Consider the following 19,581-nt stretch of genomic DNA (forward strand, 5'->3'; position numbering starts at 1 on the left):
CTTTTATCTTTTAACCTTTCTTATATAATTATCCATCAAATAAAATTATTTTTCAATAATTTAAAATTTTAGCTAATTATAAAAGAAAGGCATATACCAAAATAATTTTTAATAAAACTTACAAAACTTCTTAGGAAAATCTAATGATTTTAAGAATATTTTTTAAGTTTTATTAAGCTTTGATAAATGCCCTTACTATTTTTATATTTAATTTAAATAATATTTCCTATTTTTATTATAGGAGTTTTTATTTTTCTCTTTATATCTTCTAAAGAATTATTTCTTAAAATAAATAATAAAGCTGTAGCAGGTCCTGCTGATTTTCTTAAATAATCACCTTCATAGGATAAGTTTATCCTTATTTTATTACTCTTTTCTAATTCACTTATTTCATGAATAATCCCCTTTGATCCAATAGGTAATATATCTTTAACATCCTTATTATCCATTAAAATCTTAAAGTCTTTAAAAGTAACGATTTCTCCAATATTATTATTTATATCCTCTAAAACTTCTTGTCCAACTTTAGGTATTCCTAATAAACAAATGGAATCTCCCTTTTCAAAATTAACCTTTAAGTTTTCTTCTTTTTCTCCTATTATAGTTAATCCCAAAAAGGTTTGAATAGTTTTAAAGTTATCCTCTGTGCTTCCTGTTACACACTCTGATAAATTGGATTTTTCATAGAAAAAGTCCTCAGCATTATACTCTTTTATGGCTCTATTGATTCCTTGTATTATTTTTTCTCCTCCATTATTCATAGACATACCCAAGTTATTAACTATTACTAATGGTTTTGCCCTAAAAGCTAAAAGCTCAAAAAGACATACTCTAGCTGAGAAATATGATACAATCTCATTTTCGGCTTTTACAAAGTCTCCTTCATTTTCACCAATTCCACCACAACTATCGCAAGCTATTACTAGTTTATTTTTTTCATTTTCTAATACAGTTAAGTCTCTAAACTTGTATATTTGCATTTTTTAATCCCTTACTTACTATAAATGCTATAACTATATTAACTAAGCTTGCTAAAGTAAGTGGTAATCCTAAAAGTTTTAAAAAGTCTACAGGATTCATTCCTCCTAAAACAAAATACATAAATACTCCTGTTATAAAAGTAAATCCTATTCCATTTAAAAGAGTACCAACAATTCCTGCTAAAATTACTTTTCCTCTGTTAAATATTATTGATGTTATGTATACAACAACAAACATTTCTAATGCTACTAAAATATGTACTGGTAAACTTAAAGGAAATCCTGTTCTTAAAGCTACAAATAAATGAGCTAAAAGTCCTATTATTCCTCCAACTACAGGTGATATTATTATTCCCCCAACAAAAGCTGGCATTGAATCTAATGCTATACTAGAGAATATAGGGAAGTTAGCTAATATAACACTTATTGCTATAAGTATAGCTGAAAAACACAAACTCTTAACATCTAATCTCTTTTTTTCCTTAGTAAAATTCATAATTATTTTACCCTCCTAATTAATATTATTTTCCTTCTCTCTACATTATAAGGCATCTATTAACTAGTAAGTTATACTTTTAATATTAAATAAAATTTCATACCCAACAAAACATAAATTATAATTTCAATTTTTCATAATTATACTAAAACATAATATCTTTGTATAACCTTAGAATAATTGATCCTTAATTAAATAGAGTTAAAATTTTTAATTAGAAATCTCTATTTCTAATTAATCTTTAGAAAAGCTTATACTCATTCTTTCTGTAAATATTTTTTCAAAATAAAAAACTGGTACGGATAACTATCCCCACCAGTTAAAATAATTTACATACTTTTAAACTTATATAACGCTTCCCTCCGAAACAATAAGAATAGCATACTAGGCAGGTCTCCTGGCTAATAAATCATCCTAAAACAATCCTTTCCATGACTATTTATCACAGTGGCTTTTTGTTCTCGTCCTTATCAACAGTAGCGGGGGCTGCAGTTTTTAACTTTCCCTATTAAGTTACTAAACACCTAATGCTCTTATTTTATTTTCACTTTATAATTACACACTTATATACCTTTTGTCAACCTTCATATTTATATTGCTTTTACTTAATATTAAAATTTTCAACCTCATCTAAGGTCTTTGGCACATTAAATTCTCCCTGTATAATAGAAGTTCTATATTGTTCTACTTTATCTAAAACTTCTTTAGAAACTAAATTGCTTGTTGTCTTAGCTATCTCAATTCCATTATCCTTAAGCCCTATTTCCATTTTATTCTTTGGGCCAGCTTTAAAATCACTATTTATAACTTCTTTTGCTGTAGTATATACTGCATCATCTAGATTCTTTATCATTGATGATAATATAACATCAGCATACTCTGGAAATCTTTCTGCCCAATCAATATCAGCTCCAATAGCATACTTTCCTTTTTCCTTAGCAGCTTTAAAAAGTCCTTTTCCAGCTTCTCCTGCTGATTCAAATATTATATCTGCCCCTTCATCATACATTTTTTTAGCTATATCATTTGCTTTCTTTTGATCATTAAAGTTTCCTATGTACTGAACTAAATTTCCTTTTCTTATATTTTTATAGGCTTCCTCATTTGAAACCTTTAGTCCAGCCATAAATCCTGATAAAAATGTTTCTATTAATTCTTCCTTTATTGCACCTATAAAACCTACCTTGTTTGTTTTAGTAGTATTACCAGCTATTATTCCCATTAGAAATGCACCTTCTTCATCCTTAAAATCTATAGATTTTACATTTGGAAGGTCTGATACAGTATCTACTATAGCAAAGTTTTTATCTGGATAATCTTTAGCCACATTATTTAAACTCTCTAGAAATTTAAAGGCTGAAGCAAAAGTTAAGTCATTATTTTGAGCTGCTTCTCTAAGTCTCTTCTCATAATCCTCTGATGAATTAGTATCAAAAACTTCTATTCTAGCACCATATTCTTTTTTTATTCTCTCTAATCCATCTACAGCTAAGTCAGTAAAATAATTTTCCTCATTAGAAAAGTCATCTTTTACTAAAGCAAAATTATAAACTTGTTTTTCTATAACATCTACTTTTTTTAAAGCTGATGAATTGTTTGCACCACACCCAGCAATTATTGAAGTTACTCCTAAAAGCAAAGCCAAAACTTTAAACGTTTTTTTTAATTTCATTTTTAGTCCTCCTATTTTTTTAGTCAAAATTATTATTTCTTTAAGTAAGAAAATTTATGTAAAAAAAAGAAACTCCCTTAGGAGTTTCTTTTAATATTCTTCTACATAAAATAATGCACAAACTTTAGGACCAGAATGAATTGCTACTGAACATCCTAGAGGAAGTTTTAAATATTCAATATTATTATTTTCTAAATATTCCTTTATAGGTAAGTAAATGTCCTCATTTTCAAGTTCAACTAATATAATAGGCTCTCCTTCTTTTTTAGGGATTGAATCAAATTGTTCAATCATAGCCTTTACCATCTTTTTAGTTCCTCTTATTTTTCCTTGAACATTCATTTCCCCATCTAGTACATTAAGCATAAGTTTTATGCCTAAGGCATTAACAAATAAAGCTTTCCCTTTTGAAAGTCTTCCCCCTCTTACTAAGTTGTCCAAACTTTCAAAGGCTATAGTACTTTTAATATGATTCCTGTATTCTAAAATTTCTTTTTCTAAATCCTCTAAAGTTATTCCTGATTCTATTAATCTAGCTGCTTTTAATACAATTAATCCAAGTCCAACTGTTACATTTCTTGAATCTATTACAACTATATCATCACTTTCTAACTCAGCTTTAGCTAAACATGCTGATTGATAAGTACCACTCATATTAGATGATATATGTATAGATATAACTTTGTATCCCTCTTCTAAGTAACCCTTATATTTCTCTATAAATCTAGTTGGAACTATTTGAGCTGTAGTTGGAAGAGTATCTTCTCTTTCAATTCTCTCCATCATAGAGTCTACTTTTATTTCAACTCCATCTAAATAGCTCTCTTCTCCAAAGTTTATTAACATAGGCATTACGTCTATGTCATACTTTTCTATAATCTCCTTAGATAAGTCACAGGTACTATCTGTTATGATCTTTATTTTATCCAAAATATATTTCCCCCTTATTTCATGTTTGGAAATCCAATTTGTCTTAAAGCTTCATAAGCTATAATAGCTACTGTGTTTGATAAATTCAAACTCCTAGTAGTTGTATTTATCATTGGTACTTTTATTCCATGGTGAGCATTATGAACGTCCTCTGGAACTCCAGCTGACTCTCTTCCAAACATTATAAAAGCTCCCTCTTCATACTTTACTTCATCATAATGATCCTCAGCATGAGTTGTTGATAAGTAAATTTTCTTATCTCCATACTTTTTCATAAAATCTTCATAACTTTCATGAATTTCAAGATCTAATTGACTCCAATAATCTAATCCAGCTCTTTTTAAATGTTTATCATCTATAACAAAGCCCATAGGTTTTATTATATGAAGCTTTGAATTTGTTAAAACACATGTTCTTGCTATATTACCAGTGTTTTGTGGTATTTCTGGTTGATATAATACTATATTAAGATTCACCTTTGTCCCTCCAAATAAATGTAAAAAATTATAAATTTTTAAGTTAAGTCACAAGTATATGATATTATCTAATGAAATAAAATGCAAGTTAATCATTCTTTAATACAAATTCATATATTACCTTTGCTACCCCATTTTTATCATTACTTTCAGTTATATAATCTGCTTTTTCCTTTAAAGAATCTATGGCATTTCCCATAGCAACACCTAAGCCTGCATAAGTAATCATAGATAAGTCATTTTCATTATCACCTATACATATAATCTCTTCTCTTTTTATCTTATATTCCTCTGCTAAAGCCTTTACAGCCCTTCCCTTTGATACCCCTTTATTATTTACTTCTAAGGCATATCTTCCTGATTGAGTAATTTCATAATTACCTTTTTTAATTAAATTTTCTCTTATTTTCTTTAGCTTTTTAGTATTTAATTCTATTATTATACACTTACCTATGTTATTGCTTTTAAAGACCTTTCTCCACTCTTCTTTTTCTTTCACATAAATATTCTTAACTCTATATTTTTCAGGTATTTTTTTATTCAAAATAATATCACATAAATATTTTCTAAATCTTGATGGCCAATACACACTATCCCTTGAATGAAAACTAGGAACCCCTTTATACTCTTTACATATGCTCATAATATCCATACATTGATTTTCATCTAAAACATCCTTTGATATTATAACTTCCTTATCTTCATCAATTACCCAAGCTCCATTATTAGCTATTACAGCACAGTTTACTCCTAAAAATTCTGAAAAATATATTGCATTTTTAGGATTTCTTCCTGTGCATATTATTATGTGTACTCCTTTTTCATAAGCTTTTTTTAATGCAATTCTATTTTCTTCACTTACAACTTTCTTTGAATTTAATAATGTACCATCCATATCTATACATATCATTTTATACTTCATAAATTCTCCTCCCAAAATAAAAGGAGAGAGTTAATTTATTAACCTCTCCCCCTTTTAGCATATTAAATTTATTTTATGGCTTAAGTTTTAAAATAAATTTTTAATTCACTTTAAAACTAAAAATTATTTATTTTATCTTTTAATTTATTCCTGCATTTTACTGCGCTGGTGGTGTTTGCCCTGCATTAGGTGTTTGAGGTGTTGCATCAGGTGCTTGATTTGTAGCAGGTTGTGATGTTGATGGCTGAGTTGCCTCTTGTTTTGGCTCCTCTGGCTTTGCAGTAGCTGGCTGTTCTTGTTTTGGTGCTTCTTGCTTTGGTTGCTCAGCTTTTTTTGTTCCAACCTTTATAATTTCATCCTTTTGTTTATATACATCATGTCCTATTAATTTCTTATCTATTTCTTTTCCATTTTGATAAGTTACTAAATATCCTGATGACTTATATCCTGTAACTGGTCTTTGCTCAACAACTTTTTGTCCCTCTGGCAAATTAGGATCATCAACTGTTTTAACTGATGGTTTTAGAGTTTCATTTACTACAGTTTGTAATTCATAAGTTTTTCCATCCATACCTTGTACATTTCCATATATATTAAATGTTACATGTTTATTACTTGTATATCCTTGTATATATATTGGGAAATCATAAGGGTTTTTAAATTGATAGTCTAAAGATCCCCATGAAACTGTAGCATCTTCACTTGGGCCTGAATAAGTAGTTGTCATACTATGATTATGTCTCTCTGTTGGCATTATTCCAGCTCTTAAAACAGCTCTGTATAATGTTGTAGAAACTTGACAGATTCCTCCACCAGTAACCATTACTACTTTATTTCCTACGTAAGCCGCTCCATCTCTATATCCCTTAGCTGTGGTTCTTTCCCCTAAAGTATTATTATAACTAAATGTATCTCCTGGCATTAAAATAGTTCCATTAACCGTTTTAGCTGCAATTTCAACATTAGCACTTCTATTAGCATCTGAGCTTGTATAACTTGTTGTAAAACTTCCTATAACGCCGTCTATTTTTGAAAGCATTTCCTTAGTTATTTTTGGTTTTGTAACCTCTACAGGTACTTCCACAACTGAATTATCCTCTGGATTTGCATTTATAGCTTCTTTTACTAAAGAAACCATTTTATCTTCTTCTATGGCTCTTCCATCTTCGCCTTCTATTACACTTATATTACTACCATTTATACTTATGGTAGCATTTTTAGCATTTTGATTTACCATTTCAGTAAGTTTTTTCTCATAATCTGTTAACTTAGATTCATCATATTTAAAATCTAAATTTAATTCCTTTTTATCTTTTCCATTTATAAGGTTATTTTTCTCAAAAAGATTTAAATCTTTTCCATAATTCATAGCTTCATTAACAGTTTCATCTATATTATATTCTGGTGATAAATCAGAATATTTTATTTCAATACTTTTATCTGCCGCCTGAACTTTTATAGTTTTATGTTCTACAGGTTCTTTTACATCCTTCTCTAAAACCTCAATGGCCTTTTCCTTTGTCATTCCTGATAAATTTACATTTTCAACATATACGTTAGGATATATCTTATCATTCCACTCTTCAACTTTTTTCTGAATACTAACTATATATGCAACAATAGAACCTATTATAATTGCTAATACAATAACTATTGATATTATTATTTTCTTTTTGCTTTTAAGTAAGCCTGTGCTTGATTTCTTCTTTTCTTCTTTCACAATTACTCTCCTCTCTAAAACCTTCTAAAAAAACTATAATCTAAATATTACTAAAAATTATTACAATATAATAACATTTCTTATTATAACAAAATTTTTATAGCTTTTGGAGAAAAATTAAATAGAGCTAAAAAAATTTAACTCTATTTAACATAAAAACCAATCTATCCTAGGAATTCACCATTATTATCTAAAACATATTCAGTTCTTTCTTTCGAAAAATCTCCAGTAATATCAAAAGCTTCTATTGATATTCTTATTGGCTTTCCTTTTGGAAGATAAAATCTACTTTTATCAATTACAATTTTAGTTGCTTTTCTTGGTAATGTTCCTGCATAATTATCATTTACAAAAACATTATATCCATTTAAATCATCCTCTTTATTAGCTGTCCAATTAACAAATATTTTATTACCAGATATATATGCGTTTAGTCCAGTAACTGCAGAAGGTGGCATTAAACTATCTATGCTATTTGGCCCCCAGTTTAAATCTACCGGACTTCCAACTCCATCTAATTTTCCTTCATCAGTAAATTGCCACATAGTCCATCTCTTCCATCCTCCAACATTTGGTGGAATCCTTGGATTAGAAGGAATTCTAGTGTACATAGCAATCCATAAAGGCATATCACTTAAAGGGTATCCCTTTCCTGGAACTTTAAAATCATCATAGAGACCTATGAAGAATAATCCTGTATATAACATTAATCTTCTTCTAGTTTTTTCTTCAAATCTATCTCTAAATCTATCAATCCAATTTACAAGCTCTGTAGTAGTTAAGGATTTATCTGTAGGAGTTTCCACATCTAATACTGGAAATAGATCTCCATAGTCCCCATCTCCAAAACCCTGTTGCAAAACATCAATAAATTGATCTGCTTGAATAACAGCACTATCTAAATCCTTAGAAGGTTTAGCAAAATGATATGCACCACATGGAATTCCTAATCTTCTGCACTCTTTTGCAAACTCTAAAAACTTATTATCAATTCTTAGTTTACCTGTTCCAGAGCCTGAAGCTCTTAAATAAATAAAATCTGAATTTTTAGCTAGTGTTAAGAAATTAACATCTCTGCTAAATTCATTTAAATCTGGACCAAATGTACTTAATGGATTTTTATCTTGCATTAATACTCTCCCTGCAAAGTAGTTCTTACTATATAAAATATAATATTACAGGGAAAGTTGTTACTAAATAAAATTATTCTCTATTAACCTTTAAAGATTTTTCTATTATTGTATCTAAAAGTTCTTCAAAACTCATATTTATTCCTGCTGCACTTTTAGGGAATAAACTATTCTTTGTCATACCAGGTAATGTATTTACTTCTAATACATATGGAATATTATCCTTTACTAGCATGTCTACCCTAGCATATACATCACACTTTAATAACTTGTAAGTTTCTAAAGCCATTTTTTCTACTTCTTTATGAAGATCTTCATTTAATTTAACTATAAATTCATCTGCTCCTCCATCTTCATACTTTGAAGCTATATCAAAGAATTTTCCCTTTGGTTTTATAGCTAAAACAGGTAACATTTTTCCATCAATTATAGGACAAGTTATCTCATCACCTTTAATGTATTCTTCAATCATTACTTCTGTATCATATTTTAAGGCTTCTAACACAGCATCCTTAACTGCTTCTTTAGATTCAACTAAAGTTGTAGCAACTGATGATCCCCCATTATTAGGTTTTATAAATACTGGATAACCTAAATTTTCTATTTTTTCATAGTCTATTTCATCTACTGATGAAACCATTACCCATCTTGCTGTTCTAACATTTCCAAAGGCTAAAATTCTCTTTGTCATGTCCTTATCCATACATATAGCACTACTTAATGGACCACATCCTGAAAATGGTATTCCTAAAGTTTTAAGAACAGATTGAACAGTTCCATCTTCACCAAATTTTCCATGTAAAGCTAAAAGAGCAAAATCAATTCCTTTAACCTTCTCTATTAAATCTTCTTTTTCATTTAAAACTATAGGAATAGCTTCATATTTATCTTTATCTAAGGCATGAACTACAGAATTGCCACTTTGTATTGATATCTCTCTTTCTGAAGAAATGCCTCCCATTATTACTCCAACTTTCATATTTTTACCTCCAAATAGAAATAATTAAGGACTTGTCTTTTTTAAACAAGCCCTTAATATTATATCATTATCTTTTTAAAATAGAAAGTTTATGAAATCATTTAAACTTATTAAATCTCCTAATATATTTCATAAATATCAGCAAACTCTATTGATATTTTTTCAACCTCTGTTTTATAATCTAAGCTTCCATTTTCGCAAACATCATTCTCCAATTTCACATTAGGTAGTAATATTGAAAATTCACTACCTGATTCATTACTTTCTCTTAAGAAAACTTTTCCTTCATGTAATTCCACTAAGGATTTAACCAAGGATAATCCTATTCCACTTCCTTCTTTATTTCTATTTAAGGATTTATCATTTTGTATAAATCTTTCAAAAATAAATTCTTTCATGTGTGATGGAATTCCTATACCTGTATCCTTAACCCTTATATCTACCCAAGTTTCATCTGCAAAAATACTAACTTCTATTTTTCCACCTGGCTCTGTAAATTTTATGGCATTAGATAATAAATTTAAAATTATTCTCTCAATTTTATCTGGGTCACATCTTATCTCTAATTCCTCACAATTAGTATCAAAGATTATATCTATATTCTTAGATTCTACATAAGGAATTACAGACATAGTTATATCTTCTGTAAGCTTTATTATGTCATAATTAATAAAGTCCATCTTAATAAAACCAGAGTCTATTTTTGTTATATCTATAAGATTATTTACAAGCCTTAACATCCTAAAACAATTTTGTTTTAAAGTTTTTTCATACTTATCATATAAATTAGCAAAGTTTGCCTTATTCTTTTTACTAGTGTTTAAAAGCTGTATGCATGAATATATTATGTTAATAGGAGTTCTAAGCTCATGAGATAAATTTGCAAAAAACTCACTTCTAACCTTGTCATATTGCTTTATTTCTTCAAATTTATTCTTTAATATTTCTATTTCTCTTACATCCTCTATATTTCTAGCAACTCTTACCCATCCTAAGGTATTATTTTTATTATCCTTAATTCTACTAGAAATGGATTCTAATTGAACCAACCCTTTTTTAGATCTTACCTTATCTATTGTTAAAATCTTATCTTCATTAAAATATTTGCTGTCTATTATATTTAAATTAGATTCAACTAATAATAAATCATAATAATTTTTTCCTATTAATTCTTCTTCACTATATCCTAAAACATCTATTACTGCTTTATTTACATAGCTTATTTTTCCTTCAACATCAATTGTAAATATTAAATCTTTTATATTTTCAGTAACTCCTCTAAGCCTTTGCTCCTCTAATTTTAAATTTTTCTCCATTTTGTATTCTTCTGTTATATCATTAATTCTAAGTACATAATAAAGATTTTTTTCTTTTTTTATTCTCTGAAGATTTACTTTTACAACTTCATCCTCTTCATTTAACTTTATTATACCTTTCCATTCCTTAGAATTTCTAAGCACACTTTCTATACAAATTATATTTTTATCATATAAAAATCCTTTAATTTGTTTTTCTAAATCAATATAAGTTTTATTTTCTCTATTTTTAGGTGATATTCTCTTACTTCTACATTTTTCATTTGCATAAAGAACTTTTAAATTGTTACTAAGTACTACAACTTCACTATTACAATCAAATTCTATTAGGTTAAAAAATGCACTTAGTTCTTCTTGCATAAAATTTTTATTTTTTATAACTTGAAGTAAATCAAAAAACATACCAAATACAAAGCTCATAAATGATATAAAATTAAAAAATACAATGTTTATTTTTATAAGATTATTATTAGTTATACTTAAAGAAAGGCCATAAACTAATTTTAATAACATAAGTGAAGCACTTATCATTATTACTAAATAAGTTATTTCTCTAAATTGAAAAATTCTAACTAAACAAAATATTATACAAGATATATATGTTAAAACTATTAAAACTAAAGTTAAATTATATATAAAATTATATGTATATATTCCTATGTTATAATTAACATTTAATATTTGTAATATAATCGTTACCAATATTACAAATACTAAGGTTAATTTTTTATATTTCCTTATAAAAGCATCAAAATTTTCAAGGCATAAAACAGCTAAAAGTAGTAATATCCCTCTAAATAACAAACTAAATAAATTCAAGTCATAAACCTGATTTTCAACTATTTTTCCTGTTAAGACTATAAAAATCATTTCAGTAATAATACTTACATAAACAAGGGATATACCAAAGAACTCTTTTCGTTTAAGTCCTCTATAATATATAAAGCATATAGATAATATCATAATACAAAGAATTATTTGAGTCATTACTATAATTTCTTCAGCAGCATAAACTACACTTACATCCTTAAACAAATCTCTATTTAAGGCACAAATTAAATTTAACCCTTTTATAAAAAATAAACTAAGTAATATTACTGTGACTATTGCTATTCTTTTTAATGTTTTCTCTTTAATACCTAAATTGTTAAAAAGTCCAATTAACATATCTAAATTTTCCCCATTCTTATTTAGCATAGTACTTCTATTATATATTAAATAAATATTTAAAATAAGTAAAAATACCTCTTTTTTCAAAAATTTATTCATTTCTTCATAAAATTACTATATATTATTAATATTGACCTATTTATTTTTAACATCTAAAATGTTATTATAAAAATTTCAACAATTTAATAGGAGGATTAAATGAATAATAAAACAAAAGGTATAATTTTAATAACCATATCAGCACTTAGTTTTGCTCTTATGAGTACATTTGTAAAATTATCCGGTGATTTACCATCAATAGAAAAAAGTTTCTTTAGAAACTTAGTTAGTTGTTTTGTGGCATTTTATTTAGTGAAAAAAGATAATGCCTTACTTTTTGGACACAAGGAAAATAGACTTGCTCTTATAGGACGTTCTGCCTTAGGAACCTTAGGAATTTGGGCTAATTACTATGCAATTGATAGATTAATATTATCAGATGCTACTATTCTTAATAAATTAAGTCCGTTTTTCGTTATTATATTTTCTTATTTATTCCTAAAAGAAAAATTAAAACCAATTCATATAATATGTCTTTTAGCTGCATTCTCTGGAGTTTTATTTATAGTTAGACCTTCTGGGAATTTAGCAAGTAACTTTATTCCTGCTATAATTGGACTTTGTTCAGCAGCCTTTGCTGGAGGTGCTTATACCTTTGTTAGATACTTAGGTGGTAAAGAAAAGGGAGCTACTATTGTTTTCTTCTTTTCTTTCTTCTCAATAGTAACTACTTTTCCTATTATGTTATTTCAATTTGAAACCTTTAGCTTAGAACAATTTGTATTTTTAATTCTTGCAGGGGTTGCCGCTTCTTGTGCTCAATTTGCATTAACAGCTGCCTATAAATATGCTCCAGCAAGAGATATTTCAATTTATGACTATACTCAAGTTATTTTCACAGCCTTAATAGGCTTTGTATTATTTGGAGATATACCAGATAAAATATCCCTAATAGGATATGTCTTAATTTTATTAGCATCTTTTTCTATATTTTTATATAATAAAAAAGAAGCTAGCAAATAAAAAAAAGCTACACTATTTTGTGTAGCTTTTTATCTATTATTTTTAAAATAATCACAGTATTTATTTATCTTACATATATCACATTTAGGCTTTCTAGCTATACAACATCTTCTCCCGTGAAAAATTAAAAGATGATGGGTTAAGGACCATTCTTTTTTAGGTAATTCTTTTTGAAGTTGTTTTTCAGTTTCAAGTACATTATCTGAATGTGCTAAGCCAATTCTATTTGAAACTCTAAATACATGAGTATCTACTGCAATAGATGGAACTCCAAAGGCATTTGATAAAACCACATTGGCAGTTTTTCTTCCAGCCCCAGCTAAAGAAGTTATTCCTTCCATAGTTTTAGGAACTTCTCCACCAAAATTTTCTTTTAATTGATGAACCATCATAATTAAATTTTTAGCTTTATTTCTATAAAGTCCTATTTGCTTTATTCTATCCTCTAGTTCCTCTTGACTTATAGTTAAAAAAGATTCTACATCTGGATAGTCTTTAAAAAGCCCTTTAGTTACCTCATTAACCTTTTTATCCGTAGTCTGTGCTGATAAAATAGTAGCAACTAAAAGTTGAAAGGGAGTTTCATAATTTAGCTCACATTTAGCATCTGGATACTCTTCTTTTAATATTTCTAATACCTCTTTAGTTCTCTTTTTCATAGTATATCCCCCTAATCCTTATATACCCCTCTATAATCTTCTGGTAAAAGATTGGCTATATTTTTCATAAGGTAATTTAAAGCCCTTTCTTCATACTCATGCTTTCCTTCATCTTTTTCTTTTTTTGGAAGGTCAATAGGAGTTCCAAACTTTATGTTAACCTTTGAATGATGAAACTTTTCTGCTCCCATATTTTCATCATTTATTGGCATAAGCTTTTCAGTTCCAGTCATTCCAAAAGGTACTATTTTGGCCTTTGTTAATCTTGCTATAAGTATAATTCCCTTTTTAGCTTCTATCATTTTTGCATTTCTACTTCTTGTTCCTTCTGGGAAAATAACTATATTTTCTCCACCCTTAACAGCCTTAACAATTTTGCTTAGGGATTCTCTGTCTGCTGAATTTGGCTTTATTTTTATATTTTTAACTAATCTTGTACCTATATTAGTTAAAGCCTCATCATTTAGCTTTACTCCAGCAATAAAATATGGATCATATTCTTTTTGTAAAACCTTATCTAAAACTAATCCATCTGCATTACTTAAATGATTTCCTATAAATATAAATGGACCCTCTTCCTTCTTTATTTTATCAAGTCCATAAACATTAAGGTCAGCATATTTATTTAAACATCCACCGATTAACTTTCCTGCTATTGGTTTAAAAATACTATCCGGTAATCTAACTAATATATTAGCTCCTATACGAGTAAACATAACTTTACCTCCTGTATCAAATTTTAACAATATATTATTATACATCATAAAAATTTAAAAGTCTATTTCTAAAATTTTTAAGACTTTCAGAATTTAATTGATAGTTTGATATATCTTCCTTATTAATTAAGACCTTTTTAATCATTATATTCCTTAAAATTGTATTTTTACCTCTCCATCCACAAGAAGTCTTTTTAAAAGTTTCATTAAATTCTTTTTTACTTATTTGATGAAAATCTTCAAAAGAATCCTTTTGCATAAAAGTAAGAGGTTTAAAATCTTCTATATTTGTATAAGTTATTTCCTTATTATATGGACACTCTTTTTGACAGCTATCACATCCAAATATTCTTCCCTTCATAAGTTTTAAATATTTATCTTCTATATCTTTTTTCTGAGTTATATAAGACATACATGAATTAGTATTTTTCATCTTACTTCTATTTAAAACCTTAGTTGGGCAATTTTTATAGCATATCTCACAGGTACCACATTCCTTATGAGTTCTTAATTCCTCTAAAGTTCTTTCTTCTTCACACTGAATTTCTAAATCCGTAATTATTTCTCCTAAAAACACATAGGAACCATACTTTTTAGTGATTAGCATATTGTTTTTACCTATGAATCCTATATTACCTAAGTATGCAATATATCTTTCAGGTAATGAATTACTATCAACTAAAGAAATTGCCCGTCCCCCTAAAGACTCTATATATTCGCTTATCTTCTTAAGGAAATTAGAGACAACATAATGATAGTCCATTCCTCTAGTATAAACTGAAAATCCATTATCAACATAGTCTTCATTATATAAATAAGGAAAAGCAATTGTTATTATGGTCTTCCCGTCTTCCATGTACACATTAGGATTCACTCTTTTCTCTATATCCTGTTCCTCAAACTCATTTTCAAACCCTTTATCTTTTCTTATATTGTACACCTCTTCAAGTTCTGAAAATCTTCTACACTTTACAAATCCCACAGTATCTAATCCTAAAGATTTACAAAACTCTAAAATCTTTTCCTTCAAAAATTATCACCTCAAACTAAAAAAGACTATATTAAATTTTTAGTTAGTAAATGTAAAACATATGGTTTTAATTTTTCTCTAACTAATAAAATTTATATATAGTCTTATTATAAACCAAATAATAAAAATTGGCATATTTATAAATTAATTTTTAATAACTGCTGGAATTCCAACAGCAGTTTTTCCCTTTGGAACATTCTTTAATACTACAGAGTTTGCTCCTATTTTTGCTCCATCGCCTATACTTATAGGCCCTAAAATTTTAGCTCCACATCCAATAATAACATTATTCCCTATAGTTGGATGTCTCTTACCCTTGTCCTTTCCAGTTCCTCCAAGAGTAACTCCATGATATATAGTTACATTATCTCCTATTTCTGCAGTTTCTCCTATTACAACACCCATTCCATGATCTATAAAAAGTCCTTTTCCTATTTTTGCCCCTGGATGAATTTCTATACCTGTAAAAAATCTTCCTAACTGAGAAATTAATCGTGCTAGAAAAAATAATTTTATCTTATATAGTCCATGTGCTATTCTATAAAATATCAAAACATGTATGCTTTGGTAAAGCAATAAAACCTCTAGTTTTGTTCTAGCCGCTGGATCATTTTTCATAACATTTTCTATATCATATTTTAAATTTTTGAACAAAATTTTCACTCCTACAAATTACTCATATAGCCCTGTTGAAAAATATTTTTCTCCTCCATCAGGTGCTATAACTAACACTTTTTTATCTTTTGCTATATTTTCTAAAATATCCTTTGCTCCTTTTAGTGCAGCTCCAGAAGATATACCTACTAAAACCCCTTCTTTATCAGCAAAGTTTTTTGCCATAGTGTATGCATCTTCATTTTTAACCTTTATTATTTCATCAACTACTGATGAGTCATATATCTTTGGTATGAATCCAGCACCTATTCCTTGAATTTTATGAGGACCAGAATTTTCTCCTGATAATACAGCTGAATCACTAGGTTCTACAGCAACTATTTTTATATTAGGATTATATTCCTTTAATTTTCTTCCTACTCCTGTAATAGTTCCTCCAGTTCCTACCCCTGCAATAAATACATCTAAGTCTGGAATATCTCTTATTATTTCTTCCGCAGTAGTTTCATAATGTTTTTTAGCATTAGCTTCATTTAAAAACTGTTGAGGCATGAAATATCCCTTTGTACTAGCTAACCTCTCTGCTTCTTCAATAGCTCCCTTCATTCCTTTGCTTCCTTCAGTTAAAATTATCTCTGCACCATAAGCTTTAATCATATCTCTTCTTTCTTTACTCATTGTCTCTGGCATAGTTATAATAACTTTATACCCTTTAATTTTACCAATCATAGCTATGGCAATTCCTGTATTTCCACTAGTTGGTTCTACTATAACTCCATTTTCTTTTAATAATCCATTTTTTTCAGCTTCTTCTATCATTCCTAAAGCTGCTCTATCTTTTATACTTCCTCCTGGATTAAATTTTTCAAGCTTAACAAATACATTATTCCCTTGAAATAAATTATTTGCTTTTAATATTGGTGTGCTTCCTATTAAACTTAAAAGACTGTTAAAAACCATATAAATTTCCTCCTTAAAAATATAATAAAAAGGCCTTACACTATTTAGAGACGAAGCTTTTTACTCCGTGGTTCCACTCTAATTAGGTAAAGACCTCACTTAATCAAGTACTATAAATACTCTATCACGTTAACGGGTGATACTCGAAAATTTCTACTTATAACTTTTCGAAATTCCTGTTCAAAAGCGCACTTCTTATAAAGCTTTGGTGAAAGATTTCCAGCACCACTTTCTCTCTGTGACCTATCCTTATAATACTTTACTTTATCACAACATTTATCCGACTATTTTGATACGAATTATATACTTTATTATATTCTTTTATTAAAATTTGTCAACTAATCTGTGTACTTTTTCTTAAATTTTCTTTTTAAGTTATTAGGAATTAATTCATCAACTATATCGTGAATAAGAACCATACCAACTAATTTTTCTTCATAGTCCACAACAGGAATAGATATTAAATCATACTTTGTTGATTTTTCTATGGCATCCTCTATAGTACTATCTATATTAACACTTATGGAAGATGTGTGCATAATTTCCTTAAGTCTCTTATTTTCTTCATTCATTATTAAATCTCTTAAAGTTACAACTCCATTTAATCTATCTTCTTCATCAGTTATATAAACATAGTACATAACTTCTTCATCTGCATCTAATTCTCTTAAAAGTTCTATAGTCTCTTTTACAGTAAGATCTAAATTAAAAGATATAAAATCCTTGTTCATTATACTACCTACAGATTCATCTGAATATCCCATAAGCTCTTTAACTTCTTCTGCGTCTTCATTTTCTAAGGCAATTAATACTTTTTCTCTTTCTTCCTCATCTAGTTCATCTATAATGTCTGCTATTTCGTCATTTGGAATATTTTCAAAAAGCTCTGCAGTTTTAGAATGGGAAAGTCCCTTTATTATACTGCTTTGTACTTCTGGTTCTATTTCTTCTAAGGTATCTGCAGCTAAATCTTCATCTAAGCTATCGAAAACTTTTTTTCTGTTTATGGCATCAAGTTCTTCAAGTATATCTGCTAAGTCAGCTGGATGTAATTTTTGAAGCTTTTTATATGGAATAGCTAACTTTAAGTTATCATTAATCATTTCTAAAGACTCAACATCTTCCCACATAATAACTTTTTCTTGAAACTTTTCTTTAAAAACTTTAGCTAATAATTTTCCTAATCCCTCTAATCCATTACGTCTAAACTTTACTATCTTTCCAGTTTCAACAGCTATTACCCTAAACTCACCTGCTATTTTTACTATTCTTAAATCATCAACCTTAACTACTTTTTTTCCATTTATATCTACTATTTTTCTATCTAATAAATTTTGAGATAAAAGATAGCTATAATTTCTAGGTAATATCTCTCTACTACCCCTTATTTGTATTTTAAATTTCCCATTATCTTTTTGATAAAAATCTATATTTTTAAACTCATAATCAAATATGACTCCATCTCTCTTTACTTTATATCCTATAATTCTTGGATAACCATCCTCTGTAGTTACATAAACATCCTTTAAAACTCCTAGGACTTCATTGAATTCATCATATATTTTCTTATTGATTATGTTACTGTATAAAAACATTGTTAATTTGTTCATCCAGCTCTCCTCCTTTTTAATTTTAAAAAAATTTTAAAATTAAATTTCATTTTTAAGAAAAGGAGAAGTATATTATAAGTTTAATCTAATCTAGAAAATAACTTCCCTCTTTTCTTATAATATTTAATTTAAAATTGCACCTATCTTCTCGAGGGCTATCTTCCATTTAGTTTCACCACCTATAAATAAAAAATTACATAACTCTCTAATTTATTATATTATATAAACTCTAAAATGCAACGTTTTGTCAATATTTAAATAAAATTATTTCATTTCTCATTTGACTTTATTACTTCATCATGATAAAGTATTAATGTAATAAATCGAAAGGAGAAAGATATGAAAAAGTTATTATTTTTATTAATTAGCATAGTAATTTTATCTATTCTTATTTTTGGTTGTTCCTCAAAGAAAATAGAAACTAAAAAAGATAGTAACACAATAATTATAGGAATAGATGACACTTTCGTTCCTATGGGTTTTAAAAATGAAAAAGGGGACATAGTTGGTTTTGATGTTGATTTAGCAAAAGAAGCTTTTAAGCGTATGAATTTAAAAGTTATTTTCCAACCAATAGATTGGTCAATGAAAGAAACTGAACTTACTAATGGAAATATAGATTTAATTTGGAATGGATATACCATGACACCTGAAAGAGAAAAAAAAGTTGCATTTACAAATTCATACTTAAAAAATAGACAAGTTATAGTTACCCTTTCTAATTCTAATATAAATACTTTAAAGGATTTAAAAGGAAAAACTGTAACTACTCAAGATGGTTCTAGCTCTCTTGACACTCTATTTGAAAATCCAGAACTAACTAAATCCTTTAAAAATGGAGAGCCTGTTCTTTTTGATAGCTTTAATGATTGCTTTATGGATTTAGAAGCTGGAAGAAGTGACGCAGTTGTTTGTGATGAAATTCTTGCTCAGTATTATATTTTTAAAAATGACCCTAGTAAATTTCATGTTCTTACTGAAGACTTAGGGGAAGAAAGTTATAGCATAGGACTTAGAAAAAATTCTAATTTAATAGATCCTTTAAATAAAACTTTAGAAGATATGAAAGAGGATGGAACTATAGCTAAAATATCTAATAAATGGTTTGGAAAAGATTTAGAGAAATAAGGAGGTATTA

At 27.8% G+C, this 19,581-nt stretch carries 18 protein-coding genes, 1 riboswitch and 1 other annotated feature; of the genes, 2 read left to right on the forward strand and 16 right to left on the reverse strand.

What is annotated here, in order from left to right:
- Positions 1-212: 212 nt before the first annotated feature.
- From GOM42_RS07665 to GOM42_RS07710, 10 genes are all read right to left on the reverse strand, one after another.
- Positions 213-980: a hypothetical protein gene (locus GOM42_RS07665; RefSeq protein ID WP_011590748.1), complete on the reverse strand. Its 768-nt coding sequence runs from the start codon at positions 978-980 to the stop codon at positions 213-215.
- A complete protein-coding gene (locus tag GOM42_RS07670; protein ID WP_003450471.1) occupies positions 961-1,476 on the reverse strand; it encodes an ECF transporter S component in 516 nt (171 codons plus the stop codon). Before GOM42_RS07670 ends, GOM42_RS07665 begins: the two co-directional genes overlap by 20 nt.
- A 369-nt stretch (positions 1,477-1,845) precedes the next feature.
- A riboswitch (cobalamin riboswitch) is annotated at positions 1,846-2,019 on the reverse strand.
- Between the two features lie 58 nt (positions 2,020-2,077).
- Positions 2,078-3,148 (reverse strand): BMP family ABC transporter substrate-binding protein, encoded by a 1,071-nt coding sequence (locus GOM42_RS07675; protein WP_003470182.1) that lies wholly within the window; start codon positions 3,146-3,148, stop codon positions 2,078-2,080.
- Positions 3,149-3,238: 90 nt separating this feature from the next.
- Positions 3,239-4,078: a DegV family protein gene (locus GOM42_RS07680; RefSeq protein WP_003470185.1), complete on the reverse strand. Its 840-nt coding sequence runs from the start codon at positions 4,076-4,078 to the stop codon at positions 3,239-3,241.
- Between the two features lie 14 nt (positions 4,079-4,092).
- On the reverse strand, positions 4,093-4,554 hold the full coding sequence (locus GOM42_RS07685) for a tRNA (cytidine(34)-2'-O)-methyltransferase (RefSeq protein ID WP_003450463.1): 462 nt from the start codon (positions 4,552-4,554) through the stop codon (positions 4,093-4,095).
- A gap of 88 nt (positions 4,555-4,642) precedes the next feature.
- Positions 4,643-5,476 carry a Cof-type HAD-IIB family hydrolase gene (locus tag GOM42_RS07690; RefSeq protein WP_003473016.1) on the reverse strand — a complete coding sequence of 278 codons (834 nt, stop codon included), beginning with the start codon at positions 5,474-5,476 and terminating at the stop codon, positions 4,643-4,645.
- A 157-nt stretch (positions 5,477-5,633) separates the two neighbouring features.
- Entirely contained in the window at positions 5,634-7,196 is a 1,563-nt protein-coding gene (locus GOM42_RS07695) for a VanW domain-containing protein (RefSeq protein ID WP_011590749.1), read from the reverse strand.
- A 164-nt stretch (positions 7,197-7,360) separates the two neighbouring features.
- The gene (locus tag GOM42_RS07700) at positions 7,361-8,326 is read right to left on the reverse strand and encodes a glycoside hydrolase family 25 protein (protein ID WP_003481377.1); all 966 of its coding nucleotides are present in this window, start codon (positions 8,324-8,326) and stop codon (positions 7,361-7,363) included.
- Positions 8,327-8,399: 73 nt separating this feature from the next.
- Complete coding sequence (locus GOM42_RS07705) at positions 8,400-9,305, reverse strand: D-alanine--D-alanine ligase (RefSeq protein ID WP_003481378.1); 906 nt, start codon at positions 9,303-9,305, stop codon at positions 8,400-8,402.
- Between the two features lie 119 nt (positions 9,306-9,424).
- Positions 9,425-11,788 (reverse strand): PAS domain-containing sensor histidine kinase, encoded by a 2,364-nt coding sequence (locus GOM42_RS07710; RefSeq protein WP_011590750.1) that lies wholly within the window; start codon positions 11,786-11,788, stop codon positions 9,425-9,427.
- A 201-nt stretch (positions 11,789-11,989) separates the two neighbouring features.
- Here GOM42_RS07710 and GOM42_RS07715 point away from each other — a divergent pair, with 201 nt between their 5' ends.
- Positions 11,990-12,853, forward strand: a complete 864-nt coding sequence (locus GOM42_RS07715) for a DMT family transporter (RefSeq protein WP_011590751.1) — start codon at positions 11,990-11,992, stop codon at positions 12,851-12,853.
- Positions 12,854-12,882: 29 nt separating this feature from the next.
- Here the strand turns inward: GOM42_RS07715 and nth are convergent, their stop codons facing one another.
- From nth to GOM42_RS07745, 6 genes are all read right to left on the reverse strand, one after another.
- Positions 12,883-13,512, reverse strand: coding sequence for an endonuclease III (nth, locus tag GOM42_RS07720; RefSeq protein WP_057231524.1), 630 nt, complete (start codon positions 13,510-13,512; stop codon positions 12,883-12,885).
- Positions 13,513-13,523: 11 nt separating this feature from the next.
- Entirely contained in the window at positions 13,524-14,228 is a 705-nt protein-coding gene (locus GOM42_RS07725; RefSeq protein WP_003477926.1) for a lysophospholipid acyltransferase family protein, read from the reverse strand.
- 37 nt (positions 14,229-14,265) lie between these two features.
- Positions 14,266-15,258, reverse strand: a complete 993-nt coding sequence (queG, locus tag GOM42_RS07730; RefSeq protein ID WP_011010387.1) for a tRNA epoxyqueuosine(34) reductase QueG — start codon at positions 15,256-15,258, stop codon at positions 14,266-14,268.
- Between the two features lie 144 nt (positions 15,259-15,402).
- Positions 15,403-15,912 carry a serine O-acetyltransferase EpsC gene (gene epsC, locus GOM42_RS07735; RefSeq protein WP_003450775.1) on the reverse strand — a complete coding sequence of 170 codons (510 nt, stop codon included), beginning with the start codon at positions 15,910-15,912 and terminating at the stop codon, positions 15,403-15,405.
- A gap of 18 nt (positions 15,913-15,930) precedes the next feature.
- Positions 15,931-16,833, reverse strand: a complete 903-nt coding sequence (gene cysK, locus GOM42_RS07740; RefSeq protein ID WP_110077141.1) for a cysteine synthase A — start codon at positions 16,831-16,833, stop codon at positions 15,931-15,933.
- Positions 16,834-16,876: 43 nt separating this feature from the next.
- Positions 16,877-17,113 (reverse strand) — a binding site (T-box leader).
- Positions 17,114-17,171: 58 nt separating this feature from the next.
- Positions 17,172-18,443 carry a CBS domain-containing protein gene (locus GOM42_RS07745; protein WP_003477931.1) on the reverse strand — a complete coding sequence of 424 codons (1,272 nt, stop codon included), beginning with the start codon at positions 18,441-18,443 and terminating at the stop codon, positions 17,172-17,174.
- Between the two features lie 339 nt (positions 18,444-18,782).
- Between GOM42_RS07745 and GOM42_RS07750 the strand changes: the two genes are divergently transcribed.
- Positions 18,783-19,571: an amino acid ABC transporter substrate-binding protein gene (locus GOM42_RS07750; protein ID WP_110077142.1), complete on the forward strand. Its 789-nt coding sequence runs from the start codon at positions 18,783-18,785 to the stop codon at positions 19,569-19,571.
- The last annotated feature ends 10 nt before the right edge of the window (positions 19,572-19,581 follow it).

Origin of the sequence: Clostridium sp. 16K-1-R1 (assembly GCF_023921145.1) — a bacterium.
GTDB lineage: Bacteria > Bacillota > Clostridia > Clostridiales > Clostridiaceae > Sarcina > Sarcina perfringens.